The organism is Pseudoalteromonas ardens (assembly GCF_030125445.1).
GTDB classification, from domain to species: domain Bacteria; phylum Pseudomonadota; class Gammaproteobacteria; order Enterobacterales; family Alteromonadaceae; genus Pseudoalteromonas; species Pseudoalteromonas ardens.
In genome coordinates, this window is record NZ_JASJUV010000001.1 from 287,919 (window position 1) to 313,126 (window position 25,208).

17 protein-coding genes are annotated in these 25,208 nt (G+C 47.7%); 14 read left to right on the top strand and 3 right to left on the bottom strand.

Annotation, left to right across the window (positions count from 1 at the left end):
• Positions 1-10: 10 nt before the first annotated feature.
• The 3 genes from QNM19_RS01070 (at position 11) to QNM19_RS01080 (ending at position 6,835) form a co-directional block, all read left to right on the top strand.
• Positions 11-2,968 carry a TonB-dependent receptor gene (locus QNM19_RS01070; RefSeq protein ID WP_284026196.1) on the top strand — a complete coding sequence of 986 codons (2,958 nt, stop codon included), beginning with the start codon at positions 11-13 and terminating at the stop codon, positions 2,966-2,968.
• Positions 2,969-3,039: 71 nt separating this feature from the next.
• The gene (locus QNM19_RS01075) at positions 3,040-4,287 is read left to right on the top strand and encodes a sugar MFS transporter (protein ID WP_049865737.1); all 1,248 of its coding nucleotides are present in this window, start codon (positions 3,040-3,042) and stop codon (positions 4,285-4,287) included.
• On the top strand, positions 4,223-6,835 hold the full coding sequence (locus QNM19_RS01080; RefSeq protein WP_417711525.1) for a glycoside hydrolase family 3 protein: 2,613 nt from the start codon (positions 4,223-4,225) through the stop codon (positions 6,833-6,835). The genes QNM19_RS01075 and QNM19_RS01080 overlap by 65 nt, the downstream gene beginning before the upstream one ends.
• A gap of 58 nt (positions 6,836-6,893) precedes the next feature.
• Here the strand turns inward: QNM19_RS01080 and QNM19_RS01085 are convergent, their stop codons facing one another.
• A complete protein-coding gene (locus QNM19_RS01085) occupies positions 6,894-8,366 on the bottom strand; it encodes an aminoacyl-histidine dipeptidase (protein ID WP_284026197.1) in 1,473 nt (490 codons plus the stop codon).
• A 172-nt stretch (positions 8,367-8,538) separates the two neighbouring features.
• Positions 8,539-9,606, bottom strand: a complete 1,068-nt coding sequence (locus QNM19_RS01090; protein ID WP_049864789.1) for a ketoacyl-ACP synthase III — start codon at positions 9,604-9,606, stop codon at positions 8,539-8,541.
• 142 nt (positions 9,607-9,748) lie between these two features.
• Between QNM19_RS01090 and QNM19_RS01095 the strand changes: the two genes are divergently transcribed.
• From QNM19_RS01095 to QNM19_RS01145, 11 genes are all read left to right on the top strand, one after another.
• A complete protein-coding gene (locus QNM19_RS01095) occupies positions 9,749-10,144 on the top strand; it encodes a nuclear transport factor 2 family protein (protein ID WP_049864790.1) in 396 nt (131 codons plus the stop codon).
• Positions 10,145-10,219: 75 nt separating this feature from the next.
• Positions 10,220-11,092, top strand: a complete 873-nt coding sequence (locus QNM19_RS01100; protein WP_049864788.1) for a mechanosensitive ion channel family protein — start codon at positions 10,220-10,222, stop codon at positions 11,090-11,092.
• A gap of 58 nt (positions 11,093-11,150) precedes the next feature.
• Positions 11,151-12,392 carry a sensor histidine kinase gene (locus tag QNM19_RS01105; RefSeq protein WP_049864787.1) on the top strand — a complete coding sequence of 414 codons (1,242 nt, stop codon included), beginning with the start codon at positions 11,151-11,153 and terminating at the stop codon, positions 12,390-12,392.
• A 3-nt stretch (positions 12,393-12,395) separates the two neighbouring features.
• A complete protein-coding gene (locus QNM19_RS01110; RefSeq protein ID WP_049864786.1) occupies positions 12,396-12,917 on the top strand; it encodes a response regulator transcription factor in 522 nt (173 codons plus the stop codon).
• Between the two features lie 76 nt (positions 12,918-12,993).
• Positions 12,994-13,398 carry a DUF1761 domain-containing protein gene (locus QNM19_RS01115; RefSeq protein ID WP_049864785.1) on the top strand — a complete coding sequence of 135 codons (405 nt, stop codon included), beginning with the start codon at positions 12,994-12,996 and terminating at the stop codon, positions 13,396-13,398.
• Positions 13,399-13,613: 215 nt separating this feature from the next.
• Positions 13,614-13,874 (top strand): CBU_0592 family membrane protein, encoded by a 261-nt coding sequence (locus tag QNM19_RS01120; protein ID WP_040645681.1) that lies wholly within the window; start codon positions 13,614-13,616, stop codon positions 13,872-13,874.
• 267 nt (positions 13,875-14,141) lie between these two features.
• The gene (locus QNM19_RS01125) at positions 14,142-16,133 is read left to right on the top strand and encodes a TonB-dependent receptor plug domain-containing protein (protein WP_082225452.1); all 1,992 of its coding nucleotides are present in this window, start codon (positions 14,142-14,144) and stop codon (positions 16,131-16,133) included.
• A 175-nt stretch (positions 16,134-16,308) separates the two neighbouring features.
• The gene (locus QNM19_RS01130; protein ID WP_156202301.1) at positions 16,309-16,809 is read left to right on the top strand and encodes a hypothetical protein; all 501 of its coding nucleotides are present in this window, start codon (positions 16,309-16,311) and stop codon (positions 16,807-16,809) included.
• A gap of 360 nt (positions 16,810-17,169) precedes the next feature.
• Positions 17,170-19,359, top strand: coding sequence for a M4 family metallopeptidase (locus QNM19_RS01135; RefSeq protein ID WP_049864782.1), 2,190 nt, complete (start codon positions 17,170-17,172; stop codon positions 19,357-19,359).
• 64 nt (positions 19,360-19,423) lie between these two features.
• Positions 19,424-21,295 (top strand): M28 family metallopeptidase, encoded by a 1,872-nt coding sequence (locus QNM19_RS01140; RefSeq protein WP_049864781.1) that lies wholly within the window; start codon positions 19,424-19,426, stop codon positions 21,293-21,295.
• A 77-nt stretch (positions 21,296-21,372) separates the two neighbouring features.
• Positions 21,373-22,824, top strand: coding sequence for an SLC13 family permease (locus tag QNM19_RS01145; RefSeq protein WP_049864780.1), 1,452 nt, complete (start codon positions 21,373-21,375; stop codon positions 22,822-22,824).
• A 70-nt stretch (positions 22,825-22,894) separates the two neighbouring features.
• On the opposite strand, the gene QNM19_RS01150 is transcribed toward QNM19_RS01145, so the two are convergent.
• Positions 22,895-24,991, bottom strand: coding sequence for a hypothetical protein (locus QNM19_RS01150; protein WP_049864779.1), 2,097 nt, complete (start codon positions 24,989-24,991; stop codon positions 22,895-22,897).
• Positions 24,992-25,208: the final 217 nt, after the last annotated feature.

Consider the following 25,208-nt stretch of genomic DNA (forward strand, 5'->3'; position numbering starts at 1 on the left):
GCAGGTCATTATGAATACAGTAAATTATAAACTCTCACATGTCGCGATTCTGATCGGTGCGGTACTTGGTACTTCTATGGTACAGGCTGAGGAAGCCGCGTCGCAGGCTGCTGAGGAAACGCCCGAGGTCATTGAAATTCGCGGCATCAAGGGTAGTTTGATCCGCTCTATGAACGTCAAACGAGACATGTCTGGCGTGGTGGATGCGATTTCAGCAGAAGAAATGGGCAAATTCCCAGACACCAACCTGGCGGAGTCTTTACAGCGCATTACCGGTGTGGCAGTGAGTCGCAGCAATGGTGAAGGCAGTCAGATCACCGTAAGAGGCTTCGGCCCGGACTTTAATCTGGTAACGCTCAATGGCAGACAAATGCCGGGAACGGGTAATAGCCGTTCTTACAATTTTGAAAACCTGTCATCCGATGGGGTTTCGGCGCTCGAAGTCTATAAAACAGCGCGTGCTGACAATCCGACAGGCGGATTAGGTGCGACGGTGAATATTGTCACTGCTCGTCCTTTTGATAGTGGTGCTGAGAAAATGTCGTTTTCAGCGAAAGCAATCCACGATTCTTCAAATGTCGCAGGGGATGACGTTACGCCAGAGGTTTCAGCTTTGTACTCCAATGCATTTTTGGATGAGACAGTCGGGTTTGGCTTTACCGTCAACCACCACCGTCGTGATTTTCAGCAGCAAAGTGCCAATATTCAGGGGTGGCAGGCGAATGTCGATTTACCAACTAACCTTGAAGCAGACAGCGTCACTGACAATCGCCCTATAAACGATCAAGGGGTGCCCGCAGGTGACTATTTTTTCCCTCGGGATATGAATTATCAAATAAGCGACTTACAGCGTGAGCGAACCAACGGTCAGGTTGTTTTCCAGTATGCGCCCAACGATGACATTGTAATGACGCTGGATTATACCGGGACTAAGTCTGTTACCGGTAAGAATGCGATTTCCTGGGGTATGTGGAACGACTACGGCGGTAATATCAACGGCTATGAACTGGATGAGAATGGCACCGTTGTGTATGCCGATATCAGCGGTAACGACGGGTCTTTCAGCGCCTCACGTTCAACTACTGAAGTGAAAGAGCGCTCAGTCGGTTTTAATATTCAATGGCAAGCCAGTGAAGCTTTGAGCCTGACCCTGGACTATCACGACTCTCAAAGCGAAACCGACAATGGTGCAGACGCCGGCCTGGGTAGTGAAGGCACGCTGGTGCTGGGCTCTGATCAGCTAACGACCAAGCGCTACGATTTTCGCAGCGGAGAGATCCCCCACGCTGAAATTCTGTGGCGAAATGGCACCAATGAGCTGGCAGCCAGTGAAATCGATTCTCACTTTAGCCAGTTTGTACACTCACCGGGCAAAGCAACCGTCGAACAGTTACAGCTCGATGGTGTCTGGGAAAATCTGAGTGACCGTTGGGCTCTGGTGAACATAAAATTTGGTGTGGCTCGCACAGAGCAGGAAATGAGCGGATCGAATGCCTGGAGTGGCCTGATAGGTGGGTTCCTGTTTAATCCAGCATGGCCGGAATTATTCCCCGATGGCATGTTTACCCAGCATGATACCAGTGACTTTTTAAATGCATTTGATGGTGGTGGCAGTGCCCTGCAGCCACACTATTACTATACCTTTGACTTCGATGAGGTTGCCGCTCGCTCCGAAGCCTTTTTGACCAATGAATTACTCGGTGGCAATGATTATTTTGCGACTACGGCATATCACGACATGGGAACGGTATCGCGTGAGAGCGTGACCGAAGAAACCAGCAGCATTTACGTGTCAGGCTTCTGGGAATTTGAGGTTGCTAACTATCCGGTGCAAATAAACGCTGGTGTTCGCTACGAGCAAACCGATGTAACCAGCAACACCTTCCAGCCTACGCCTACTGCTGTCTGGTGGAAGGGCGGCAGTGAATGGCATACCCAGTACGTACCTGATGGCGATGCCTTCTTTACCGTGGAAGGTGAACATGATGTGGTTCTGCCTATGGTGGACTTACGAGTGGATGTGACTGATGAGCTGGTTGCCCGAATGTCCTGGGGCAAAACCATTTCGCGGGCACCACTGGGAGATCTGGTTGGCGGGCGGAGTCTGTCAAACAGCCCTAAAATTGGCTCTCGTAATGCCAGCGAAGGCAATACCAATTTACAACCATTTGAGTCGACTAACTTTGACCTCAGCCTCGAATATTATTATGCCGAAGGCAGTTACGCAGCCATAGGTTACTTCGATAAGTCGGTGAAAAACTTCATTGGCAGTCAGATAAACTCAACGACTGTTGAAGGTTTTAACGACATCTATCAGGGCCCAAGGTGGTTGCAAGCCGTTGCGGATATTGAAAGTCGGGGTGAGCAGGCCACGAACGATGCTATTTTTGCTCAGATGCAGGCCAATGGCGCAACCCTCAATGAGCAGGGCTATATTACGCCAAACGCCGATGACCCTTTGATAGTGTGGGATTTTACACGGCCATTTAATGCGCCCGATACCAAGTCAGTTGACGGCTTTGAAGTAGCGGTGCAGCACCTGTTCGGCGAAACCGGATTTGGCGTCGGGGTGAACGCGACATTTGTAAATGGTGATGTGGAGTTCGATGTTGCTAGTCTGGAACAACAAACCCCGCTTACCGGGCTCAGTGACTCGGCAAACTTTCAGGTGTTTTATGAGCTTGACGGACTGTCTGTGAAGCTGACATATGCCTGGCGTGACGAGTACCTGATCGGAGTTGGCCAGGATCAGGGGTCTTCCGACAACCCGCCGCAATTTGCCAAGGCCTTTGGTCAATGGGATATGAGCGTCAACTACGATATGACAGAGCAGCTGACGGTGTTCTTCGAGGGCGTGAACCTCAATGACGAAACCGAGCAGGGCTTTGGTCGTTATGAACGTCAATTCCTGTTCGCCCGCCAATACGGCCCCAGGTATGCACTGGGCTTCCGATATAAGTTTAATTAATTCTGAATCCGCTCTGGTTTTTGCGTTAAGCAGGACCAGAGCCTGCTGGTAATATTTTTTGGAAATTCATTATGGCTAGTTCATCCGTGATACTGGATACCAAGCATGAGTCGCAATCCGTTCAGGGGCACAGGTTTGCGCTATTTACGCTGACGACTCTGTTTTTTATGTGGGGATTTATTACCTGCTTAAATGACATTTTAATCCCTTATCTCAAAGGGGCTTTCGATTTAACTTATACACAGGCTATGTTGGTGCAGTTTTGCTTCTTCGGTGCCTATTTTATTGTTTCTGTGCCAGCCGGTATGCTGGTTGGCAGGATTGGCTTCAAAAAGGGCATCATCACAGGCCTGAGTGTCGCAAGCATTGGGTGTTTGTTGTTTTATCCGGCCGCTGAGCTCGGTGTTTATGGGTTATTTTTAGGTGCGCTGTTTGTATTGGCCTCTGGTATTACCGTGTTACAGGTTTCCGCTAACCCTTTTGTGAGTGCACTCGGACCTGCCAGGACGGCTTCGTCGCGCCTGACTATGACGCAGGCATTTAATTCGCTTGGCACTACGGTTGCGCCATTTTTTGGTGCCTGGCTGATTTTCTCAGGCAGCAGCGAGCCAGCTCACGCTGATGCTTCTGCGGTGCAGTTTCCTTACCTGATGATAGCGGCCACGCTTGCGATACTGGCCATTGTCTTTGCCTTTATTAATTTGCCGTCACTAGGTGTACAGTCCCAAGGCGCGCCGTCTTTGAAAAAAGCTCTGCAATATAAACACCTTAAGCTTGGTGCCGTGGCAATTTTTCTCTATGTCGGGGCAGAAGTGGCGATTGGCAGTTTCTTGGTGAATTTTTTACACGACCCTCGTATTGCCGGCCTTAATGAAGCACAGGCAGCACAGCTTATTGCCTACTACTGGGGCGGGGCTATGGTCGGACGTTTCATTGGTGCACTGGTGATGCAAAAAATTGCAGCAGGTAAAGTGCTGGCATTTAACGCAGTCATGGTCATTGTGCTGTTGTGTGTCGCTGTCGTGACCGAAGGCCGTGTGGCGATGTGGTCTGTATTGGCCGTCGGCCTGTTCAATTCAATTATGTTTCCAACCATTTTCAGTCTGGCAATCGACAAGCTGGGAGAAAGCGCCAGTCATGGTGCTGGCGTGTTATGTCTGGCGATTGTGGGCGGTGCCATTATTCCTTTGCTACAAGGGATGTTGGCTGACACATCAGGGGTACAGTTGTCGTTCCTGCTACCGGCATTGTGTTATGTATTTATCGGTTATTTTGGGCTCAAAGGACACCGACCTGTTTTGCTACCTACGGAGAAGTAAAGTGAAGAAAACAACAACCAAGATTTCACTCAGCGTACTAGCTGCCGGTATTTTAACTGCCTGTGGCGTTGGGCAACCATCGCTGGAAGTTAAGAAAGGGCTTGATATCTGGCCCAAAATTCACTCAGAGGTAGCCCAGGACCCTGAAATTGAGCGCCAGGTGTCAGCCCTACTGAGCAAGATGACGTTAGAGCAGAAAGTGGCGCAGATGATCCAGCCGGAGATCCGTGACATTACGGTGGAAGATATGCGGCGCTACGGGTTTGGCTCTTATCTCAATGGGGGCGGAGCATTTCCCGGGAACAACAAGCATGCCAGTGTCAAAGACTGGGTTGATCTGGCAGAAGCTATGTATCAGGCATCCGTCGATGACACATTGGATGGCATTGATATTCCTACCATGTGGGGGACCGATGCGGTCCATGGTCACAACAACGTCATCGGGGCAACTTTGTTTCCTCATAACATTGGTCTGGGTGCGGCCAACAATCCCAAACTGATTGAACAAATTGCCCAGGCAACGGCAAAAGAAGTGATGGCGACGGGCATTGATTGGGTCTTCGCGCCCACAGTGGCAACAGTACGTGATGATCGCTGGGGTCGCACTTACGAAGGCTATTCGGAAGATCCCGAGATAGTGAAAGCATACGCCGCAGCTATTGTGCATGGCTTGCAGGGACATGCCAGGGAGGACTTTTTGGGTGATGACCGGGTCATCAGTACGGTGAAACACTTCTTAGGTGATGGCGGCACCGTGAAAGGTGACGATCAGGGTAACAATATCGACTCAGAACAGGCGCTGTTTGATATTCATGCTCAGGGTTATGTGGGCGGTCTCACGGCTGGGGCACAATCGGTGATGGCTTCATTTAACAGCTGGCAGGGTGAGAAGATACACGGACATCAATACCTGCTGACTGACGTGCTGAAAAACAAAATGGGATTTGATGGTTTTGTGGTGGGTGACTGGAATGGTCATGGGCAAATACCCGGTTGCAGTAATGACAATTGCCCTCAGGCTGTAAATGCGGGTCTGGACGTTTACATGGTGCCTACCGACGCCTGGAAACCCCTGCTTGAGAACACCATTGCACAGGTCAGAGCGGGCATCATTCCAATGTCTCGCATTGATGATGCTGTCAGTCGTATTTTGCGGGTGAAGTTCCGCGCAGGCTTGTTTGATAAGCCCAGCCCGGCAAAGCGTCCCCATGCTAACAATACGCAATTGATAGGCCACGAAGCCCACCGGGAAATTGCGCGCCAGGCGGTGCGGGAGTCATTGGTGTTGCTTAAAAACAAGCAACAGCTATTACCGCTTGCACCCAATCAGCACATTCTGATAGCCGGTGATGCGGCCAACAACATTGGTAAGCAATCAGGGGGCTGGACTATCACCTGGCAGGGTACCAATAATCAGAATTCTGATTTTCCTGGTGGTCAGTCAATATACGACGGACTTGCTCGGCAGATAACCCAGGCAGGTGGTCAGGTTGAACTCAGCGAAAATGGCCAGTTCGAAACTAAACCTGACGTGGCCATTGTGGTATTTGGTGAAGAGCCATATGCCGAAGGGCACGGTGATCGGGAAACTTTGATATATCAGCATGGCAATAAACGCGACCTGGCTTTATTAAAGTCACTGAAAGCGCAAGGTATTCCTGTGGTCTCTGTGTTTATCAGTGGCAGGCCTATGTGGGTTAACCCGGAGCTCAACGCCAGTGATGCCTTTGTGGCCGCCTGGCTGCCGGGTTCACAGGGCGAAGCCGTTGCCGATGTTTTGCTAAAAAACAGCGAGGGCAAGATACAGCACGATTTCACTGGTCGTCTGTCCTTCTCCTGGCCTGCCCATCCAAGTAAGCCGGTTAACCGTTTCGACCAGGAATATGCGCCTCTGCTTCCTTACGGTTTTGGTTTGAGTTATGGCATGTCCTCGACGCTGAGCGATAGTTTGCCTGAGGAGACGGGCGCTGCGCTGAATACGTCAGATGTGTATGAGGTTTTCAACGGTAAAACTCAGCAACCCTGGCAGTTGAGGCTGTTCTCAGGTAAGCAAAACCTTGCCGTCACCGCAAGCAGTATGACGTTGGCTAGTCTGAGTTACAGAACCATAGATAAGGAAATCCAGGAAGATGCTTTTCGGCTTGACTGGCAGGGCACAAAAGCAGGTGTTCAGTTTGTCAGTGGCAATGGTTTCAGAGAAGATCTGGCCCGCTACCAGGCTGGGGGTGGTGTGCTCAGTATGACCGTAAAACGTGGTAACACGGTTGCAGACCAAGCATTTGTTGGTATGCATTGTGAAAGTGAAGGGGACATGCCGGGAAGCTGCCGGGCTCAGGTTGATATTGGCGCTGAGCTGAACAAGCTGGAAGCACAACAATGGCAAGTGCTGAGTATAGACTTGCAATGCTTTGCCAGCCAGGGCGTGATGTTTGACCAGATGGTGATGCCCTTTGAACTGTCTGCCACTGGCAGTATGAGCTTGTCGTTTAGCGACATCAGCATTAAACCGGCAGGTGATAAGCAGGCTACAATCCACTGTCAAGATTAAAATCTGGCTTAACATGGTTCAGGCACCGTAAGGTGCCTGAACCAATCATTGAGCGATATTAGCCGCGCTCTGGAATGTTCTGCAGTAATGCCTGCATTTGCTGCCAGTACAAGCCAACCGATGCAATATGCACTTTTTCATCAGGCGAGTGCGGGAACTTGATGGTTGGGCCAAATGAAATCATATCCATGTCAGGGTAAGGTTCTTTGAACAAGCCACATTCGAGTCCTGCGTGGATCACCATGATATCTGGTTTGTTACCATAAATCCCTTCGTACATATCACGGAAAATGTGCACCAAATCTGAGTCCGGATCTGGTTTCCAGCCAGGATATGCGCCAGAAAACTCAATCTCTGCGCCAGCCAGGTTTGCCAGTGAGCTTAGTGTGCCTTCGACATCTGTGCGACCTGAATCAATCAAAGAACGGATCAGGCACAGCACTTCGACTTTGTCGGTTTGTGTGGTGATCACACCCAGGTTCAGTGACGTTTCAACCACGCCCTGAATATCATCACTCATGCGCACAACGCCATTCGGGCAGGCATTGAGTAGCGCAAGCAGGCTGTCCTTAGACTGTTCAGACATTGCATCAAGCGCACTGTCCGTGTCGTTTACTGCAAAGGTCAGACTGGTTTCAATGGCACCCAGCTCATTGCTCAGTACCGTTTCAAATTCACTCAGGCGTTGTTCCAGCACACTGCGCTGCGCAGGTGCTATTGCGATAGTTGCATACGCTTCACGCGGAATAGCATTACGCAGTGAACCGCCTTTAAAGGCTACCAGGTTAAAGTCCACCCCGCTCAGGTGATGCTTTAATGCACGCGCCAGAAGTTTATTTGCGTTACCGCGTCCGGTATGAATATCAACGCCAGAGTGGCCGCCTTTTAGGCCCTTTAAACTGATCTCTACAAGTTGACTGCCTGCTGCTACAGCTTGACGCTCAATACTTACAGTCATGCTGGCATCTACACCACCAGCACAACCCATGTAAATCTCACCTTCCTGCTCAGAATCGGTATTGAGCAGGATGTCGCCTTCCAGCCAGCCGGCTTGCAGACCGAACGCACCAGACATTCCGGCTTCTTCATCTACCGTCAGTAACACTTCCAGTGGACCATGCGGGATGTCAGAAGACGCCAGTACTGCAAGGCAAGACGCCATACCCATGCCGTTGTCAGCACCCAGGGTGGTACCTTGGGCTGTGACCCACTCACCATCTATGTAAGGACGAATTGGGTCTTTGGTAAAGTCATGAGCTGTATCGTCATTTTTTTGCGGCACCATGTCGATATGTGCCTGAAGCACGACAGGTTTACGATTTTCCATACCGGGCGTGGCAGGTTTTTTGATAAATACGTTGCCAGTTTCATCGCGACGAACGGCCAAGTCTTGTGACTTTGCCCAGTCAACAATAAAGGTCGCTAATGCTTCTTCGTGTTTTGATGGGTGTGGGATTGAGCAGATCTGATCAAAGAATTGCCATACGATCTGAGGCGCCAAATTGGCGATGTCGGAATGAGGTTTAAACACCGGGTTCCCCTTATTTGAGCTATTGTCTTCCAGCCTGAACGTTTGGCGGTTCAGTATTGCTGGTAAGTGGGTAAAAAGTAGGGTGAGTTTACCACTCGTGCGTGTTCAGGGTCGAGTAGATAAGGCCAATTCAGTGTGAATGCTAAATTGGCCCTGTAAAGGAATTAGCCCTTTACTGTTGGCATGCCTTGACGGCATCCGCTATTAATTCCACACCTGATTTTTCACAGGCTGGCAGTGTCTCTTCGTAGTGCGCCACAGGTGTGACACGCTCACCCCATTTTATGTAGCTGGCAGCCCAGGTCAGGCCCGCGCCGAAGGCGGCTGACATGATATTTGCGTGCGGTTTAATTAACCCTTGTTCAACGGCTTCACACAAGGCAATGGCAATGGTTGCTGCGGAGGTATTACCGTACTTGTCGATATTGACCATCACTTTATCGTCAGCAATATCGAGTTTTTTCTGGATTGCCTGAATGATCCGCAAGTTTGCCTGATGGGGAACCAAGACATCTATATCAGACAGAGACAAATTTGCTTGAGCCAGGACATCATCGCACGCAACGCTCATACCAGTGACCGCACGTTTAAAAATCTCTCGCCCTTCAAAAGCCAAGTCTGATGGGCCCGCTGGTTCATAGCGGCTCAGATCTGTACCGTAATTCGGAATGTGTAGAATGCCGCGATCTTCACTGTCACAACCGGTTTTAGTGCCAAGCAGTCCACTGGGTTCATCGCTGGCTTCAAGAATAACCGCGCCAGCGCCGTCACCAAATAGCACTGCACTATCACGTTTTGCCCAGTTGACGTACCAGGTCATACGCTCAGCTGCCACAACCACTGCGCGCTTGATCATACCCGCCTGGATCTGAGCGGTGGCATTTTGCAATGCGTACAGGAAGCCTGAGCAGGCCGCGTTGGTATCGCAGGCAGCTGCGCCAACAGCACCGATGTTTTTCTGCACCAGGGATGCGGTATTGGCCACCATAGTGGAGGGAGTACAGGTTGCCAGCAGGACGAGATCAATGTCCTCACCTTTGAGGCCGGCGCAGGCTAGTGCCTGTTTACTGGCAAAGGTGGCTAACTCTGCGGTACTCACATGGCTGACACGGCGAGATTTAATGCCCGTTCGAGTGCTGATCCATTCGTCATTGGTGTCAACAATGTTGCTTAGTTCGTCATTACTGATAGAAGCGGGGGGGATTGCTTTTCCCCATCCTGTTATTTTTGCGTACTTCATTTTATCTCTTATTCAAATCCGACCAGTAGGCTAAGGCACAGTATATCGTAAACCGCCTTAGGTTACATCCAATTATCCCTTGTCGAAATCGGCTTATTGACTAGACTGATAGAAGATGGTGGCGTTAATTGCTTGGTTTATAATGCAAAAAATTAAATTTGATACGCTGGATATGCTCATAAACTTGGAACGTGAGCTACTGGACCCGGCCGTGCGAGAAAATCCGCAAAGACTGGCCCAGCTGCTAGATGAGGATTTCTATGAAATTTCAGCTAACGGGCTGATGTTTAATAAATCTCACGTACTGGCCAGGTTGCCCAGGGAGAAAGTGCCACAGTTTTATAATCAGGACTTTCAGGGCCAGATGCTTGCCGACAACCTGGCCCAGATCACATATCATGCTGCTTATCGTCGAAATGCCTATTCTAACTTAAATTATTCCGTCAGAATGTCGATCTGGCGCAACAAGGGAGCGAGTTGGCAATTAATGTTCCACCAGGGAACGCCTTGCCCGGAATTTAAGCTCAAATTTGAATAAGCGCCACCATGTATCTTAATTTAATCCACTCAGCTCGTCGGCGTTGCGTCGTTCGAGCACTCACAGAGGTATATAGTGAATTACCTGGATAAACTGAGCGAATGGTTGAACTTTTCACTATTCACTTACGCAGAGCATTCTTTCACAGTCGGGAAGCTGTTACTTGTTCCGCTGCTGTTGATATTGGGGGTTTGGCTCACCCGTTATTTGGTTGGTAAATTAACCAATCGCCTTAGAGCTAACAATACCGACCCGAATATGGTGCACCTGGTGCAAAGGCTGTGCTACGTCCTGGCAATTGCCATTACGGTGATCACTATATTAGATGTGATTAACGTACCCATTACGGCTTTTGCTTTTTTGTCAGGTGCGATCGCCATAGGGTTTGGGTTTGGGGCCCAGAATATCATTAACAACTTTATCAGTGGCTGGATCCTGATGTGGGAAAAGCCCATTCGTATTGGGGATTTTCTTGAAGTGGAGGGCACCAAAGGGATCGTTGAAAAAATCAATACGCGGTCAACTCGGTTGCGCCGGGTAGATGGGGTACATATGCTTATCCCCAACAGTAAATTGCTGGAAAACACGGTTATCAACTGGACTTTGGTTGATAAACTTATGCGTACATCGGTGCGTGTAGGAGTGGCGTATGGCTCGCCCGCAAAACAGGTTGCTGCTTTGATCCAGCAGGCAACCGAAGAGCAGCCTGAAGTACTGAACGATCCCAAACCCCAGGTTACGTTTGAAGACTTTGGTGACAACGCGCTGATATTTGAAGTCAATTTCTGGCTCAATTCTACCGTCGAAGGCGGGCTCAGGCAGGCGAGAAGTAAAATCCGCTTTCGCCTTGATGAGTTATTTGCCGAGCATGATATTGTGGTGGCCTTTCCACAGCGTGATGTGCATATCGACGGTCAACTGGCCATTGTCAGGCAACCTAAGCGTTAAGTAATCCTCAGGCACACCTGGTGTCTGCATATCTATTGAGTGTAAAACGTAAAATATCATGTTAATTAATTTCTCTCCTAACTCGGCGCTTGGTCAGTTATTATTGCTGCGCTCCATCGCCATTGTATTGCAGTTGGTTCTGGTGCTCATTTCGCTGTGGTTTTTAGATAAAAACTTACCTGAACAACCTATTTTTACAGTCATAGCGCTGGAGTCTGTGTTTCAACTGGCGAGTATTTATGCTTATCGCAAAGTGAGTGATGTTTCACCCGGGGCTATGGTGATGCAGCTGGTGGCTGATATTTTATTTTTGACCGTTCTTTTATCCTTTTTGGGTGGGGCCAGCAACGCGTTTGTCTCTTTGCTGCTGTTACCCTGTATCATTGCAGCGGTTACAGTGCCACCTAAATTTGTGGTATTTATCTGCGGTGCATCCTTAACCGCTTATGGTTACTTGTATACGGTGGTCCCTATGCATCACCACGGTATGCATATGGGCCAGCACTTGCTTGGCATGCTGGTGAATTTTGTGTTTATGGTCATTGTGATTGTGACGATAGTGACTTTTCTGGCCAGCCGTATCCAGCAACGAGAACTGGCGTTGGCTAAAAGCAGAGAAAAGCAATTGCAACAGGAGCAGGTGCTCGCATTGGGCAGTGCTGCTGCTCAGGTAACCCATCAACTGGCGACCCCCATCGCGCATTTGAGTTTGTTGTATGAAGAGTTAAGTGAGGATTTTCCGCAGCATCCGGCCGTGCAGGATATGCAGGCTCCTCTGGCCCAGTGTAAGACACAGTTAGATGGTTTCAGGGCCCAGACCGAGCTACTTAAGCCGCATGCCCAGGTTAACAGCCAGCCATTTACAGCGCTCTGGCAGCAGCTTCATGAATTGCTGACGCTGCAGTTTCCTGAGCAGGTCATTACCTGTCAGTTACCCGATCAGTCATTTTCAGTCAGTGGCGATCCTATGCTGATCCCGGCTTTGTTTAACCTGTTTGTGAATGCGGCGAAGGCCAATGAGAAGAGTTCTGCGCTCAGCCTGGAAGTCAGCGTGAGCTTGTCAGAACAGACCTCAGCTGGCAGTGACCGCACATGGTCTTTGTCTATCCGAGATCACGGTCCGGGCATTGCAATGGACAAACTGGCTTTGATAGGTAAGTCAGTGGTTGACAGTTCATCTGGTTTGGGCATGGCGCTGCTGCTTTCTCATGCTACAATCGAGCGACTTGAAGGGACCTTACACCTGTCTAACCATCAGACTCAGGGTGCCGTATCTGTGGTGACTTTACCTGTAGTATAAATTATGAAGTTATTGATTATTGAGGATGATGTACCATTTGCCACAACGCTGTCGCGCAGAATGACGAAACTGAACTTTGACTGTCAGTGTGTGCATGATGAACTGGATATTGCGGCGCAGTGTCAGACATTTTTGCCGCAATATGTGTTATTGGATATGAAATTAACAGCAAGCTCTGGTTTGCAGCACATCGCATTGATCCGGGGCATCGTCCCGGACGCAAAAATTGTACTCCTGACCGGGTTTGCCAGCATCGCGACGGCCGTTGAGGCAATTAAGCTGGGAGCCGATGAATACCTGACCAAGCCTGCGGACACTCAGTTGATAGCCAAAACGCTGTTAGGCACACAGGCTGTAGTGACTGAAACTGCAGAGACGACCATGTCACCAGAACGGCTTGAATGGGAACACATACAGCAAACCCTGAAATCTAATGATGGCAATATTTCTGAAACAGCCAGGCAACTGAATATGCACCGACGAACATTGCAAAGAAAACTTCAGAAACGCCCGGTACTTAAATAATCCATGCACAGCGTGGTTTGCTCTTCCAAAGGTTATTAACTAAATTGAAATTAGTGAAATAATCGAGGTAAGTGCTGTGACTGTGTTTGATGTAGATGTGGTTGCCGTGGTGATTGCGGCAATCTCCTCCTTTGCTTTAGGGGGAATATGGTACTCACCGTTACTATTTCATAAACCCTGGCTGGAAGAAGCGGGTCTTACTGAATTGGATATCCAAAATGCCGACCATAAATTGGTCTTTAGCGGCGCGATGTTTTTGTCCATACTGGCGGCATTGTTAATGGCTGCGCTGTTGGGGAAAAGCCCCGCAATTATAGATGGAGTGTTGTTGGGCTTAGCTGTTGGGGTGTGCTTCGTTGCTAGTACTCTGGGCACCAGTTATTTGTTTGAACAACGCCCTCTGAAGCTATTTCTTATCAATGCGGGTTATCATACCGCTCAATTTTGTCTGATAGGGTTTATGCTTGCCATACTGAGCTAGTCTTGAATTATCTTACCTGGGTGTCATCATACTGTTACAGATAAAGGCCATCCTGAATGGTGTGGTGGTCCGACAGAAGCGGACAAATATCCTGTTATACGCAGACCTGGCACCATATCATAAAAAGGTTTGTGCTGTTTCAAAGACTGAAAATCACCCTACCCATGGATCCGGGCCAGCGTGTTTGGGTGAGCCTATTTTATATGGACAAAAACATGATAGACATATTGTTTGACATCATTGGTATGACGGGTACTTTCCTGGTGGTTGGTGCGTTCTTTTTACTCCAGTTGGACAAAGTAAGCCCCGACGGTATTAAGTACAATATGATGAACCTCAGTGGTGCCATTTTGCTGCTTATCAGTCTTTGCTATAACTTTAATCTGGCAAGTTTTGTCATCGAGTTATTCTGGATAGTGGCTTCTTTGATTGGACTGTACAAGTACTTTAAAAAACGCAGACTTGCGACAGCCTAATTGATTGGCAGGGCGGCGCATCCAGGATGTGCTGCTCCACAAAGCCAATTACTCTATTTTTTGTTATTTATGCAACATATATTCATATTCAACTATCTTTCCTCGCGCTTTATTACTAACATTTCTCATTAACTTACTAAAATATCACAAAAAACTTGCGAACTGTCCCTGTCTGCGTAATATTAAAATTGAAATAAAAAATCGCTGTTTGATTTTTATGTTACATGACAACTGTTTAGCCGTAATTGTGTCGTTGAGCGAATGAGTATGATAAAAAGTCTGCTACCTGTAAGTTTAATCTTGCTCAGTTTACCTTTAAGTGCCCGTCAGGAAGCGCTGTTCGAACTGTCGTTTGAAGAGCTGATGGACGTCACGGTAGAGCTTGCGAGCAAAACTGCCGAAACAGCCCAGTCAGTCCCCTCCAGCGTCACCTCATTTTCTCAACAACAGATCAGTTTACTTGGTATTCGTAACGTTTATGAATTAATGAACTTTGTTCCCGGGTTTCAGTCAACCCGTGGAGACTGGGTGGGCAGCGTGCCTAAAGAGCATGCCAGAGGTGTCTATCTCGACAATGGTAATATTCTGGTGATGTTAAATGGCCAAAGGCTCAATGACTCATCGTTCGGTAAAGCGTCTGTTTATGCCCCTTTTATTCCTGTGGATGTGGTTGAAAAAGTTGAGTTTATTCGCGGCCCAGGTTCAGCCCTGTACGGCAGTAATGCGTTTTTGGGGGTGATGAATATCGTGACGCGCCAGTCGGCACGTCAGATACAGCTGAGTGCAGGCCTGCATCAGAGCAGACATGCCTCATTGAATTACAGCCACAGCCCTGATAGCGAACGACACTTTCATGCCAATGTTAGTGTCTTTGCAACGGATGGAGAAATCTATCGTGCCCAGCAAGCCCGGGACCCACAGTCGAATCTTTTTGTGGAGTTTGGTGGCAAGTGGGGTGCATTCAGTGGGTCGCTTCACGTGACCAGAACGACGTTAGACGAGTTTATGAACTTGTCCAGTTACAGTGAGGACAACTTTCATACCAGTCGTAACATTGGGGCAAAATTGAATCATCAGGCCCGACTATCAGACAAACTGGATAGCGATTTAACGTTGAGTTTTATCCGTCATGATATAGGCAGTGCCGGACTGATAGCGACTGCAGAGGAGTTGGGTTTGCAGCAGGATTTCTTCAATGGGCCAAAATGGCGCTCAGAAGACCTGACGCTTAACTGGGACTTGGCCTATCAGCATAGCTCAGACCTGGCGCTGAACTGGGGGCTTGAGTATTCTCTGGAGGAGCAATCCAGAGCTGGCACTTATACGTCACATTTTGACCCTGTGAGCGGACAAATAATCCTTGAAGATCAATACTACTTGGGTGGTATTAAACCGCTTAATGAGTTTGCAGCGTTCGATAGCCTGAAGCAGGATTTTGATTCCTACGCCACTTATCTGCAGCTGAAATATGTATTGAATGAGCAATTGACACTGTTTACGGGGCTGCGTTTTGACGAGTTTATCGACATAGACAGTAAGTTGTCTCCGCGTATTGCAACCATTTATCAGTTCAATCCGCAGCATGCATTTAAGCTGCAATATGGGGAGTCGTTTCGGATCCCGGTGAGTAATGAACTCAATTCCAATGACGATATTACTCAGGGCAACGCACAGCTCAAGTCAGAAAATATTAAAACGACGGAGCTCGTCTGGCATATGGCTTACACACGCTGGCAGCTAGACTTGGTGTTATTTGAAAACCAGCTGGATGATTTCATCATTCTGGAGCCGGTTGATATGGCACAAAGCCGTTTTACGTTTAATAATGCTTACTCAACGAACATGCAGGGGCTTGAGATCAGTGCTTCATTCGAGTTGAGTGATGCTAGTTGGTTCAAATTAAACTATACCCAGCATTTTGACGACCCGTTCAGTGCCAGCTACAAACGTTTTGGTTCGTGGCAATTGCACCATAAGTTTGATCGTTGGCAGGTTGGTCTCAATGGTGTGTGGCGCTCCCAGGTAAAAGTCTTTCCTGTGTTCATACCGGATGACCCGGACTTCCAACATTATGATCAGGCGGCACATTGGCTAATTGGAGGGACAGTTACCTGGCACCTTGCTGCAAACAAGCAGATCAGGGTTAAGGCGCAAAACTTGTTTGATAAGCAAACCAGTGCGTTTGACCCCAGAGTGTTCGACGGTCGTGTCCCACAAGCCGGACAGCAACTATCACTGGAATATTCATACTCGTTTTAATTTGTTGACGCACCTTCACTGCTGTTCATGACTCAGACGGCCTGATTTACTCGCCTTTCGTTTCTTTTCTTACGCTTCTCTAGGTTTTATGTATAAAGGTTTGATTCTACTATGCATAATTGTATATCCCTCATATAATATCGGTACCGATTCTCTTTTTGTATTTGCTATTAAAATGAAACCATTTATCTGTTTATTGTTACTTACTCTGCTGAGTGCCTGCTCATCTGTGCCGCCTAAACCGGTTGTTAAGTCTGAGATGCCAAGTGTCTCTTATCAGGGAAGGGGGGCTGCTGCTGGCCCCATGTTGATGGGCGCGTTAGGTCCTGCCGGCATTGCGGTTGGATTCGCCATTGACGTTGGCATAGGTAAGGACATAGGTGAGGCGATGGAAAAGTCAAAAGATCAGGGGTTCCAGCTGGTAACGGCGCAATTTGCTCAGCAATACGCTGATGTCTTGACAGCCACTTTGCTGAAGGTGGATTTTCAAGCCCAGCGCGGAGACGATGAACTGGCTTTTGCGACTGTTGAACTATTGCTGGTAACCGCAGAGGGAGAGCAGTCATTATGTTTACAAACAGAACCTGGTAGTTTGCCTCAGCTGAAGGAAACGTCACTTGGCTGGTCGTTAATTGCCAACGCAATTAAGGCCCGTAACACATGTGGGAGTGACTAGCTCCTGGTCAAAATTTCACGTTCAAAAAGAGTTTTGTTATAGTATAACAACCTCGACTTGGCAACCTGAAAGTGTACTTATTAAGTACCAGTATTACCGCAGGTGTAACAAATTTCTTACACTTAGTGCTTGGTAAGCTCAATTTAATGCCTGCAGGTTGCCTTCAACTAAATGTAAATAAAGCTAATTTTTAATCAAAGCAAAGTGTAAATTACAGAATAACTAAAAGTTAATAAAAGTTTATTTTTTTAGCTTTGCCACTAGTCTCTATGTTGCGCATTCGTTAAGTGTGCGTTTTGCGCTGTGGGTAGCAATATCCCGGTTGCACATAAAACAACAAGTAATCATGGAGCAAATCAAGTGAAACTATCTAAAATAGCTTTGGCAACAGCTGCCGGCCTGGTGCTGGTGTCAGGCGCTGCAAATGCAGCTCAAAAGCGCTTCCTCAACACACATAATACCATTTCTGCGATGCTGGAATCTGCGGCTCCGGCTGTTTTGTCGGCACAACCCGAGCAGCTGATCGGGCTTGATGCAGGCAGCACATTGGTTGAGCTGAAGTCATACCCTCATGCCAATGGTGCGGTTACGACACGCTATCAGCAAATGTATAAGGGCCTGCCAGTCATCGGAGACACCGTCAGTCTGACCTATAACAATGCTGGCGCATTAAAGCGGGCTCATGGTGCTGCTGTCTATGAGATAGCAGCAGATCTGAATACCGTTACGCCGAAATTGTCTATGCAGGCTATGCAAAGCCAACTTGAGGCTCAGTTTTCAGCACAACAAAATGGTGAAGAAATCGCGCTTGCAAAGCATAACGAAAGCAGTCGACTAGGTATCTGGCTTGATGAACAGTCTCAGGCCAGACTGGTTTACGAGGTGACGTATGTTACCTATGGCAAGTCGCCTTCACGCCCTTACAAAATTATTGACGCCAACAGCGGTGAGTTGCTGATGGAGTTTGACAACATCCAGCATGCTAACGCAACGGGGCCGGGTGGTAACCAAAAAACAGGTCGTTACCAGTATGGCACTGACTACGGACATTTGGATGTGTCTCAGTCGGGCAACACCTGTACGATGAATAATGCAAATGTGAAAACCATTAACCTGAATCATGGCAGCAGTGGGTCTGCGGCGCACAGTTTTACGTGTCCGGAGAATACAGTTAAGGAAATTAACGGAGCGTATTCACCATTAAATGATGCACACTATTTTGGTAACGTCGTTTTCAATATGTACAACGACTGGTTGGGTACAGCGCCGTTAACTTTCCAGCTTAAAATGCGTGTTCATTATGGCAACAACTACGAAAATGCGTTTTGGGATGGCAGTGCGATGACATTTGGTGATGGCCAGAATCGTTTCTATCCTTTGGTTAGCCTGGACGTGTCGGCACACGAGGTCAGCCACGGTTTTACCGAGCAAAACTCCGGTCTGGTTTATCGTTATAAATCAGGTGGCCTGAATGAAGCTTTTTCTGACATGGCAGGTGAGGCCGCTGAGTTTTACATGAAAGGCAGCAATGACTGGATGGTCGGTGAGGAGATCTTTAAATCCACCGGTGCACTGCGCTATATGGATGACCCGACTAAAGATGGAAATTCCATTGGCCATCAGTCAGATTATACCTCCAGTATGGATGTGCACCACAGTTCTGGTGTGTTCAACAAAGCGTTCTATACTCTGGCGAATAAAACAGGCTGGGATACTAAGAAAGCTTTCATCGTTATGGCGAAAGCAAACCAATTATACTGGACGGCCAGCACTGACTGGGATACGGCGGGTAACGGCGTTATGGACGCAGCTTGTGACCTAGGTTATAACCATGAAGACGTTAAAGATGCGCTGGCAGTTGTGGGCGTCACTTCTCAGCTAAGCCCGGGTAGTTCATGTGGCACTACTGAGCCACCGCAGGATGAACTGCTGACTAACGGTGTGGCCCGCACAGGGATCAGCGGTGCGTCTAAAGCACAAAGCTTCTTCCGCTTGGAAGTTCCGGCTGATGCGACTAATCTGTCATTTGTGACTTCAGGCGGTACTGGTGACGCAGATCTTTATGTTAAGTTTGGCAGTCGTCCTTCGTTGCAAACTTATGACTGCAATAGTACGACGTCCAGTAGTAACGAAACGTGTAACATCAGCAATGTTCAGGCTGGTACCTATTATGTGATGGTCGAGGCGTGGAATGCCATTTCTGGCGTGTCGCTGACTGGCTCATATACCTCGGGTGGCACAGGTACGCCCCCAATTGACCGAACTGAAAGCAATGTCAGTGTAGGATCAGGTCAATGGCAACGCTTTACGCAAGACTTGAGTGCAGGTTATTCTAATCTGACAGTAACTATCTCCGGTGGCACAGGCGACGCTGATCTCTATGTCAACTTTGGTAGCCAATCAACCACATCCACTTATCAATGCCGTCCTTACCGCAACGGCAATAGTGAGACTTGTACCTTTACCAACCCTCAAGCGGGTACGTGGCACATCGACTTACGTGGCTACTCAGCTGCCAGCGGTGTCACAGTAAATATTCAGGCTAATTAACCATCGACTAAGGGAGCATATCGCTCCCTTTTTTGTTCAATCACATTTATTGAGAGGTGTTGCGATGACTGCTCAACGACCCGTCCGTGTGCTGAGCTTTTTAGCGGCCGCGAACTTTACACTTTTCTCCGGCGGTGCAGCGTTTGCTGGTGTACCATCGGAGCCCGAAAAAACCTGGATCACGATTGATACCATGGCGGGACAACATTATCAGTTACAAAACCTGCTGACAGGTAAACATGTTAGCGCGCAGGTGAGCACGATCCCTGGTGTCAGCATAGCGCAGCTCGATGAAATCGAGCATGGTGAACTCAGTCACTTTATGCATGAAAACTACCACCGTTGTGGTGGGTTTGTTGCTCATGCATCGAAAGCTGACGCTGAGGTGTATCTGTCACAACTGAGTCTGGCGCATACCAGCCAACCATTACAGACGTACACCATAGATAATCCTGCTATGGTAAACGCAATGATAGGAGAGGTGAGTACGACGAGCCTGGATAGCACGGTGGCAGAACTGACTGCGTTCCATAACCGTTATTACACACAGCAAAGTGGGGTAGATGCGGCTCAGTGGATTAAGCAAAACTGGCAATCAATCACACAGTCTCGAAGTGATATCAGCGTCGACTTTTATAACCATAGCTGGTCTCAATCTTCGGTTGTTGTGACGATCAACGGAGCTGAAAACGCCAGTGAAATCGTCGTCATTGGTGGGCATCTTGACTCTATCAATCAATCTAGCCCTACTGCTGGCAGAGCACCGGGAGCAGATGATAACGCATCTGGCATTGCCGTGTTAACTGAAGCGCTCAAAGCCCTGGTTGCGGCGGATTATAAACCTCAACGGACAATTCAGATCATGGGCTTCGCGGCTGAAGAAGTGGGACTGAGAGGTTCTAAAGCCATTGCACAAGATTACAAGTCTCAGGGTAAAAATGTGGTCGGCATGGTGCAGTTTGACATGACCGGAAATAATGGTAGCACGCAGGACATCACTATGATTACGGACTACACCAACAGTGGTCAGAATCAATTTTTGTCGCAGCTGCTTGACGCCTATTTACCCAACTTAAGTTATGGCTATGATCAGTGTGGTTATGGTTGTTCAGATCATGCTTCCTGGTATCAACAGGGGTTTGCAGCATCTATGCCGTTCGAATCCCGGATGTCTGAGATAAACAGAAAGATACACACCAGCAACGACACCTCGTTTGACGCTACGCATGCCAGTAAATTTGCCAAACTGGCGGTCGCGTATCTGGCTGAAATGGGTAAAAATGCCGGCTCTATTCCACCGCCTGATCCTGGTAAATTACAAAATGGTGTACCAAAAACAGGGATTGGCGGTATAGCCAAGTCTCAGCATGATTTCTCTCTGGCTGTACCTGCGGGTAGCAGCAACCTAACCTTTAAAACCTCAGGTGGCACCGGAGATGCGGATCTGTATGTTAAGTATGGCTCTAAGCCAACACTGCAAAGCTATGACTGTAAAAGCACTACGTCGAGCAGCAATGAAACCTGCACTATAGGTAATGTTCGCGAAGGGACCTATTATGTCATGGTGGAGGCTTGGAATGAGATTCAGAATGTCTCTCTGGTGGGCGAGTACCAACAAGGTGGGACCACGCCAACGCCCATCAACCGTACCGAATCTAACCTGTCAGTAGCGCAGGGCGGCTGGGTTAACTTTTCTCAATCTCTGGGGAGCGGGTATCAGACTTTAACCGTGACATTGTCGGGTGGCGTGGGGGATGGTGACCTGTATGTTAAATATGGCTCTGCGGTTGGGGACAACAGCTACGATTGCCGTCCTTATAAAAGCGGCAACGCAGAAACCTGTACTTTCAATGCTCCGGGCGCAGGAAACTGGTTTATCGGTATAAAAGGTTACCAAAGTGCCAGTGGGATGACGTTGTCCATATCGGCACAGTAGACAGATTTTCCATACTCTGTACTTATTTTACTGGCATAATACCCCGAGAGTGTTAAATCCAGGTAAAAATATAAGTAATGGATAATTTGAAGAAGTCAAAACTCTGGACCGACAGGCTATGTCTGCTGCTCGGTCCAGCATTTATGCTGCTAACGTGTTTGACAGCAGCTCCGGAAGGGATGAGTGTTGAAGCATGGCGTACTGCCGGACTTGCGTTATGGCTGGGGATCTGGTGGGTGAGTGAGGTTGTGCCCATACCTGCGACTTCCCTGGTGCCTTTGCTTGTGGTGCCTCTGGCGGGGATAAACGATATTAAATCTGCTTCGAGTTTATATGCACATCCGCTGATCTTTTTGTTTCTGGGCGGTTTTTTGATCTCTATTGCCATGGAAAGGTGGCAGCTACACAAACGTATCGCCTTGCATACCATGCTACGCAGCGGTAACAATCCTAAGACTCAGATCCTGGCAATGATGCTAGTCAGTGGGTTTTTATCTATGTGGATTAACAATACTGCGACCACTTTAATGATGCTGCCAATTGCTTTGTCAGTGATCCATGTACTCAAGGATAATCAATCTCAGGATAATAATTATGGTATTGCCCTGTTGCTGGCGATTGCTTATAGCGCGAGCTTGGGGGGCGTCGGGACTATTATTGGCACTGCCCCTAACGCGTTAATGGTCGCATACCTGTGGGAAAACTATCAGATCAAAATTGGTTTTGCGCAATGGATGGTGATGGCTGTCCCATTCACATTTGGCATGATTTTGCTGTGCTGGGTGTGGTTGACGCGCTTCGCATTTAAAGTGCAAAAAACCAATAATGACACAGATTTGACGCAAATCTTTACTAAGCAATTGGGGGAGTTGGGGCGCATGAGTCTGGCCGAAAAAAATGTGCTGCTTGTTTTTGTTTTTGCCGCAGTCAGCTGGATCAGCCGCCCATACCTTGCGAGCTGGACAGGTCTGGACATCACCGATACGGGAATTGCGATGGCGGCTGCACTGCTGTTGTTTGTATTGCCAGCAAAAGGTGGCAGTGATACCCGCTTAATGGATTGGCAAGCTGCGCAGCAAGTGCCCTGGGGGATCTTGTTGTTGTTTGGTGGGGGGTTAACGCTGGCGTCTCAAATTAAAGGGTCAGGGCTGGCTGAGTATATTGCCAACATGCTGGCTGGTGCCAGTGCGATACCTTTGGTACTGGGTGTATTGGCTGTTGCTGCGCTCATAACCTTTTTAACGGAGCTAACCAGTAACACGGCAACGGCAGCGGGCTTTTTACCTTTGCTTGGTCCAGTTGCTGAGCAAATTGCCGGTACACCCCTCATTTGGGTCATACCTGCTGCTATGGCAGCAAGTTGCGCCTTTATGATGCCAGTGGCAACACCGCCCAACGCCATTGTGTTTGGCTCTGGAGAGATTAAAATCCGAGATATGATCAAGGCGGGCTTTGTGATGAACCTGTTTGCGATTGTGGTGATCACAATACTTACGGTAACAGTTGGTAGTTATCTGTTTGGCTATTAAAAAAGCCTCACAGTGAGGCTTTTAACCTGTCGGACCCGGCTAATTCTCCAGCCGGGCCTCTGATAAATGACTAGTCTATCTTAAGTGTCATTCTATCTGTGGTTTTTTCTTCGTCAGAACCTTCAAGGCGGTAAGTGATTTTAACATCTATGCTATTTTCGAAAGAAAGTTTGTCATCTTCGAATTTTATGTAATCACCCCAGTAGCCCATGTCCCGATGGTAAACGTAATTAAAGCACGTGTAATTATAGTAGCCATCAGGTTGCGCCGAAGACTTTACAATGGGTCTGTAGGTGTCATTATAAACCTGTTCGTTATCAGCAGCTGCGAAGAAATATTCATGTTGATAACCGTAACTCATTTCAGAGACTGACACTTTAAAGTCGTTTACTGTAACTGCAACCATTTCCACTTTCTGAAGATATACGTTTGCTGGTGCTACAACACAGACGCTACGCGTATCATCTGAGCTGTTATTACCACCACGGATACCTGCTGTATTTCGTTCTTTAACTAAGTAGGCTTTGTGGCGGTAGTTAAAGTTATCGGCCTTGAATTGAGATTTATCAAATTCAGGCACTTCAGCTGGAATAGTGAAGTTCGCATCGTGGTGGATATAAGAAGGCTGTCCGTTCGATTTGCGAGCAACTTGTTGCAGCTGATACTTGTACTCATATCCTGGTTCAAGTGCAGATTCTGGCTTAGCGCTTAGTTTTGTGTCGTTGAAACTGAGCTCTTTAGTCAAAGCGACGACTTGATCTTGCTGTGAAATATAGGTAGTACCTGGCTGGACTGAATCTTCAGTAGATGCATTTCCCTTCACCACAGTGAGTACATTCTTTTTGTATAACTGTAATGAATCGTCTTGCAATGCGACCGGCGAGCTAAAGTAATAGCTCATTTCCTGAGTCTCAGCAACAGACGAACTTGTAGACTGAACAAGTTCTACCTGAAGGTAGGGGGCATCTATTTTTTGCTTAACAGGGATTGTGATAGCTAAGGTGTTACCATCAAGCTCAGCATTATGAAGTCGGTACTCGTCGCCAGAGTGAGAAAGGTTGGTAAAACTGTAGCTTTTAGCGCTCTCACGTTCAATATTAATACTGTTGGCGGAGTAGACGATGTCATCTGCAACAAACTCGCCGGAAATGATATTTAAGTCACCGTAGTATTTTGCAGCAAGTTTGTAATAGCCGTGTTGTTGGTCAAAGACTAATTCACTTTGACCAAAGTCATTATTTACGGCAAATACATTCTCAGGTGTAAACTCTGTGCCATCCTGGTTGATGAAGCGCACAGCCAGGTCATATTCATTCAACTCGTTAACAGTGGCGTACAAAGTTGGTGTTTTTACTGGATTAAAGTTGTGAAATTCCAGTGAGTTACTCGAAGTTGAATAATAGTAGCTGTCTCGCTCCGTGCTAATCTGATAGTCATTAAGACCATCGTTGTCGACATCCAAATCTACTTCAAGTGCGAATGGTACGCCTTCTGCCACAACCAGCTCATAGTTGCCATTTTCTTCGTTGTAAGTGGCGGCAGTGTTGTTTTGTTCTAGCAAATGACGGTAAGTATGTCTTGCCATGCCTGAATAGCTACCGTCTAGCTCTGGTACCGCTTTAAAGCTCAGCTCGGTTATTTTCTCGAAATTTTCGCGATTTAACACATCAAACTTGACTGTGTGTGGCCTGGAAACAACCAGTGAATCGAAAATATTGCTTATGGCCTCTGTACGACCACCTGAGCTATTCGTTTGATGGGTGAATAGCTTAGTTACAATCGCGTTACTAGGGCTGCTGACTTTGATTAAAACGGGGGTGTATTGAGGCACTTTAGGTATTGAGAAGCTGCCATCTTCAGCAACCGCAATTGGCTCTTTCCACTCGCCGTCAAAATAAGGTGTGATCTGGACGTCTGACAGAACTACACCGTCCACTGCACCTTTTATACCACCGATAATAGTAAATGGAGCTTCAAGCAACTGTTCTTTCTCAAGCTCTGCCTCAGCTTGCTTTTTGTTTTCATCAAGCTGGTTTTGTAAAATTTGATTTTGCTGCTCAAGTTTGTTGACCAGTTCATCGTTGTTGTTATTGTCTTCAACTTCAAGACATCCACTCAGAGCAAAACATGCTGCTAAACCCATTGCAATTTTAGAATATTTAAACATCCATATGACCTTTATTTTAATTACAAAATGTTCCCGTTTTGGGATGGAGGGATTAAATCATATCGGAAAGTAGAAATCTTCACAGGGTTACAAAAAGAGACAATAAAATTCTTTTTTTTACAGGTTGTTATCGTATATTTCAATTTTAATATCACTAAGTTTTCACTGTTAATCTGGCAGGAGTTAAAACGTAAGGTGGGTATTCTTCAGGTGTTGG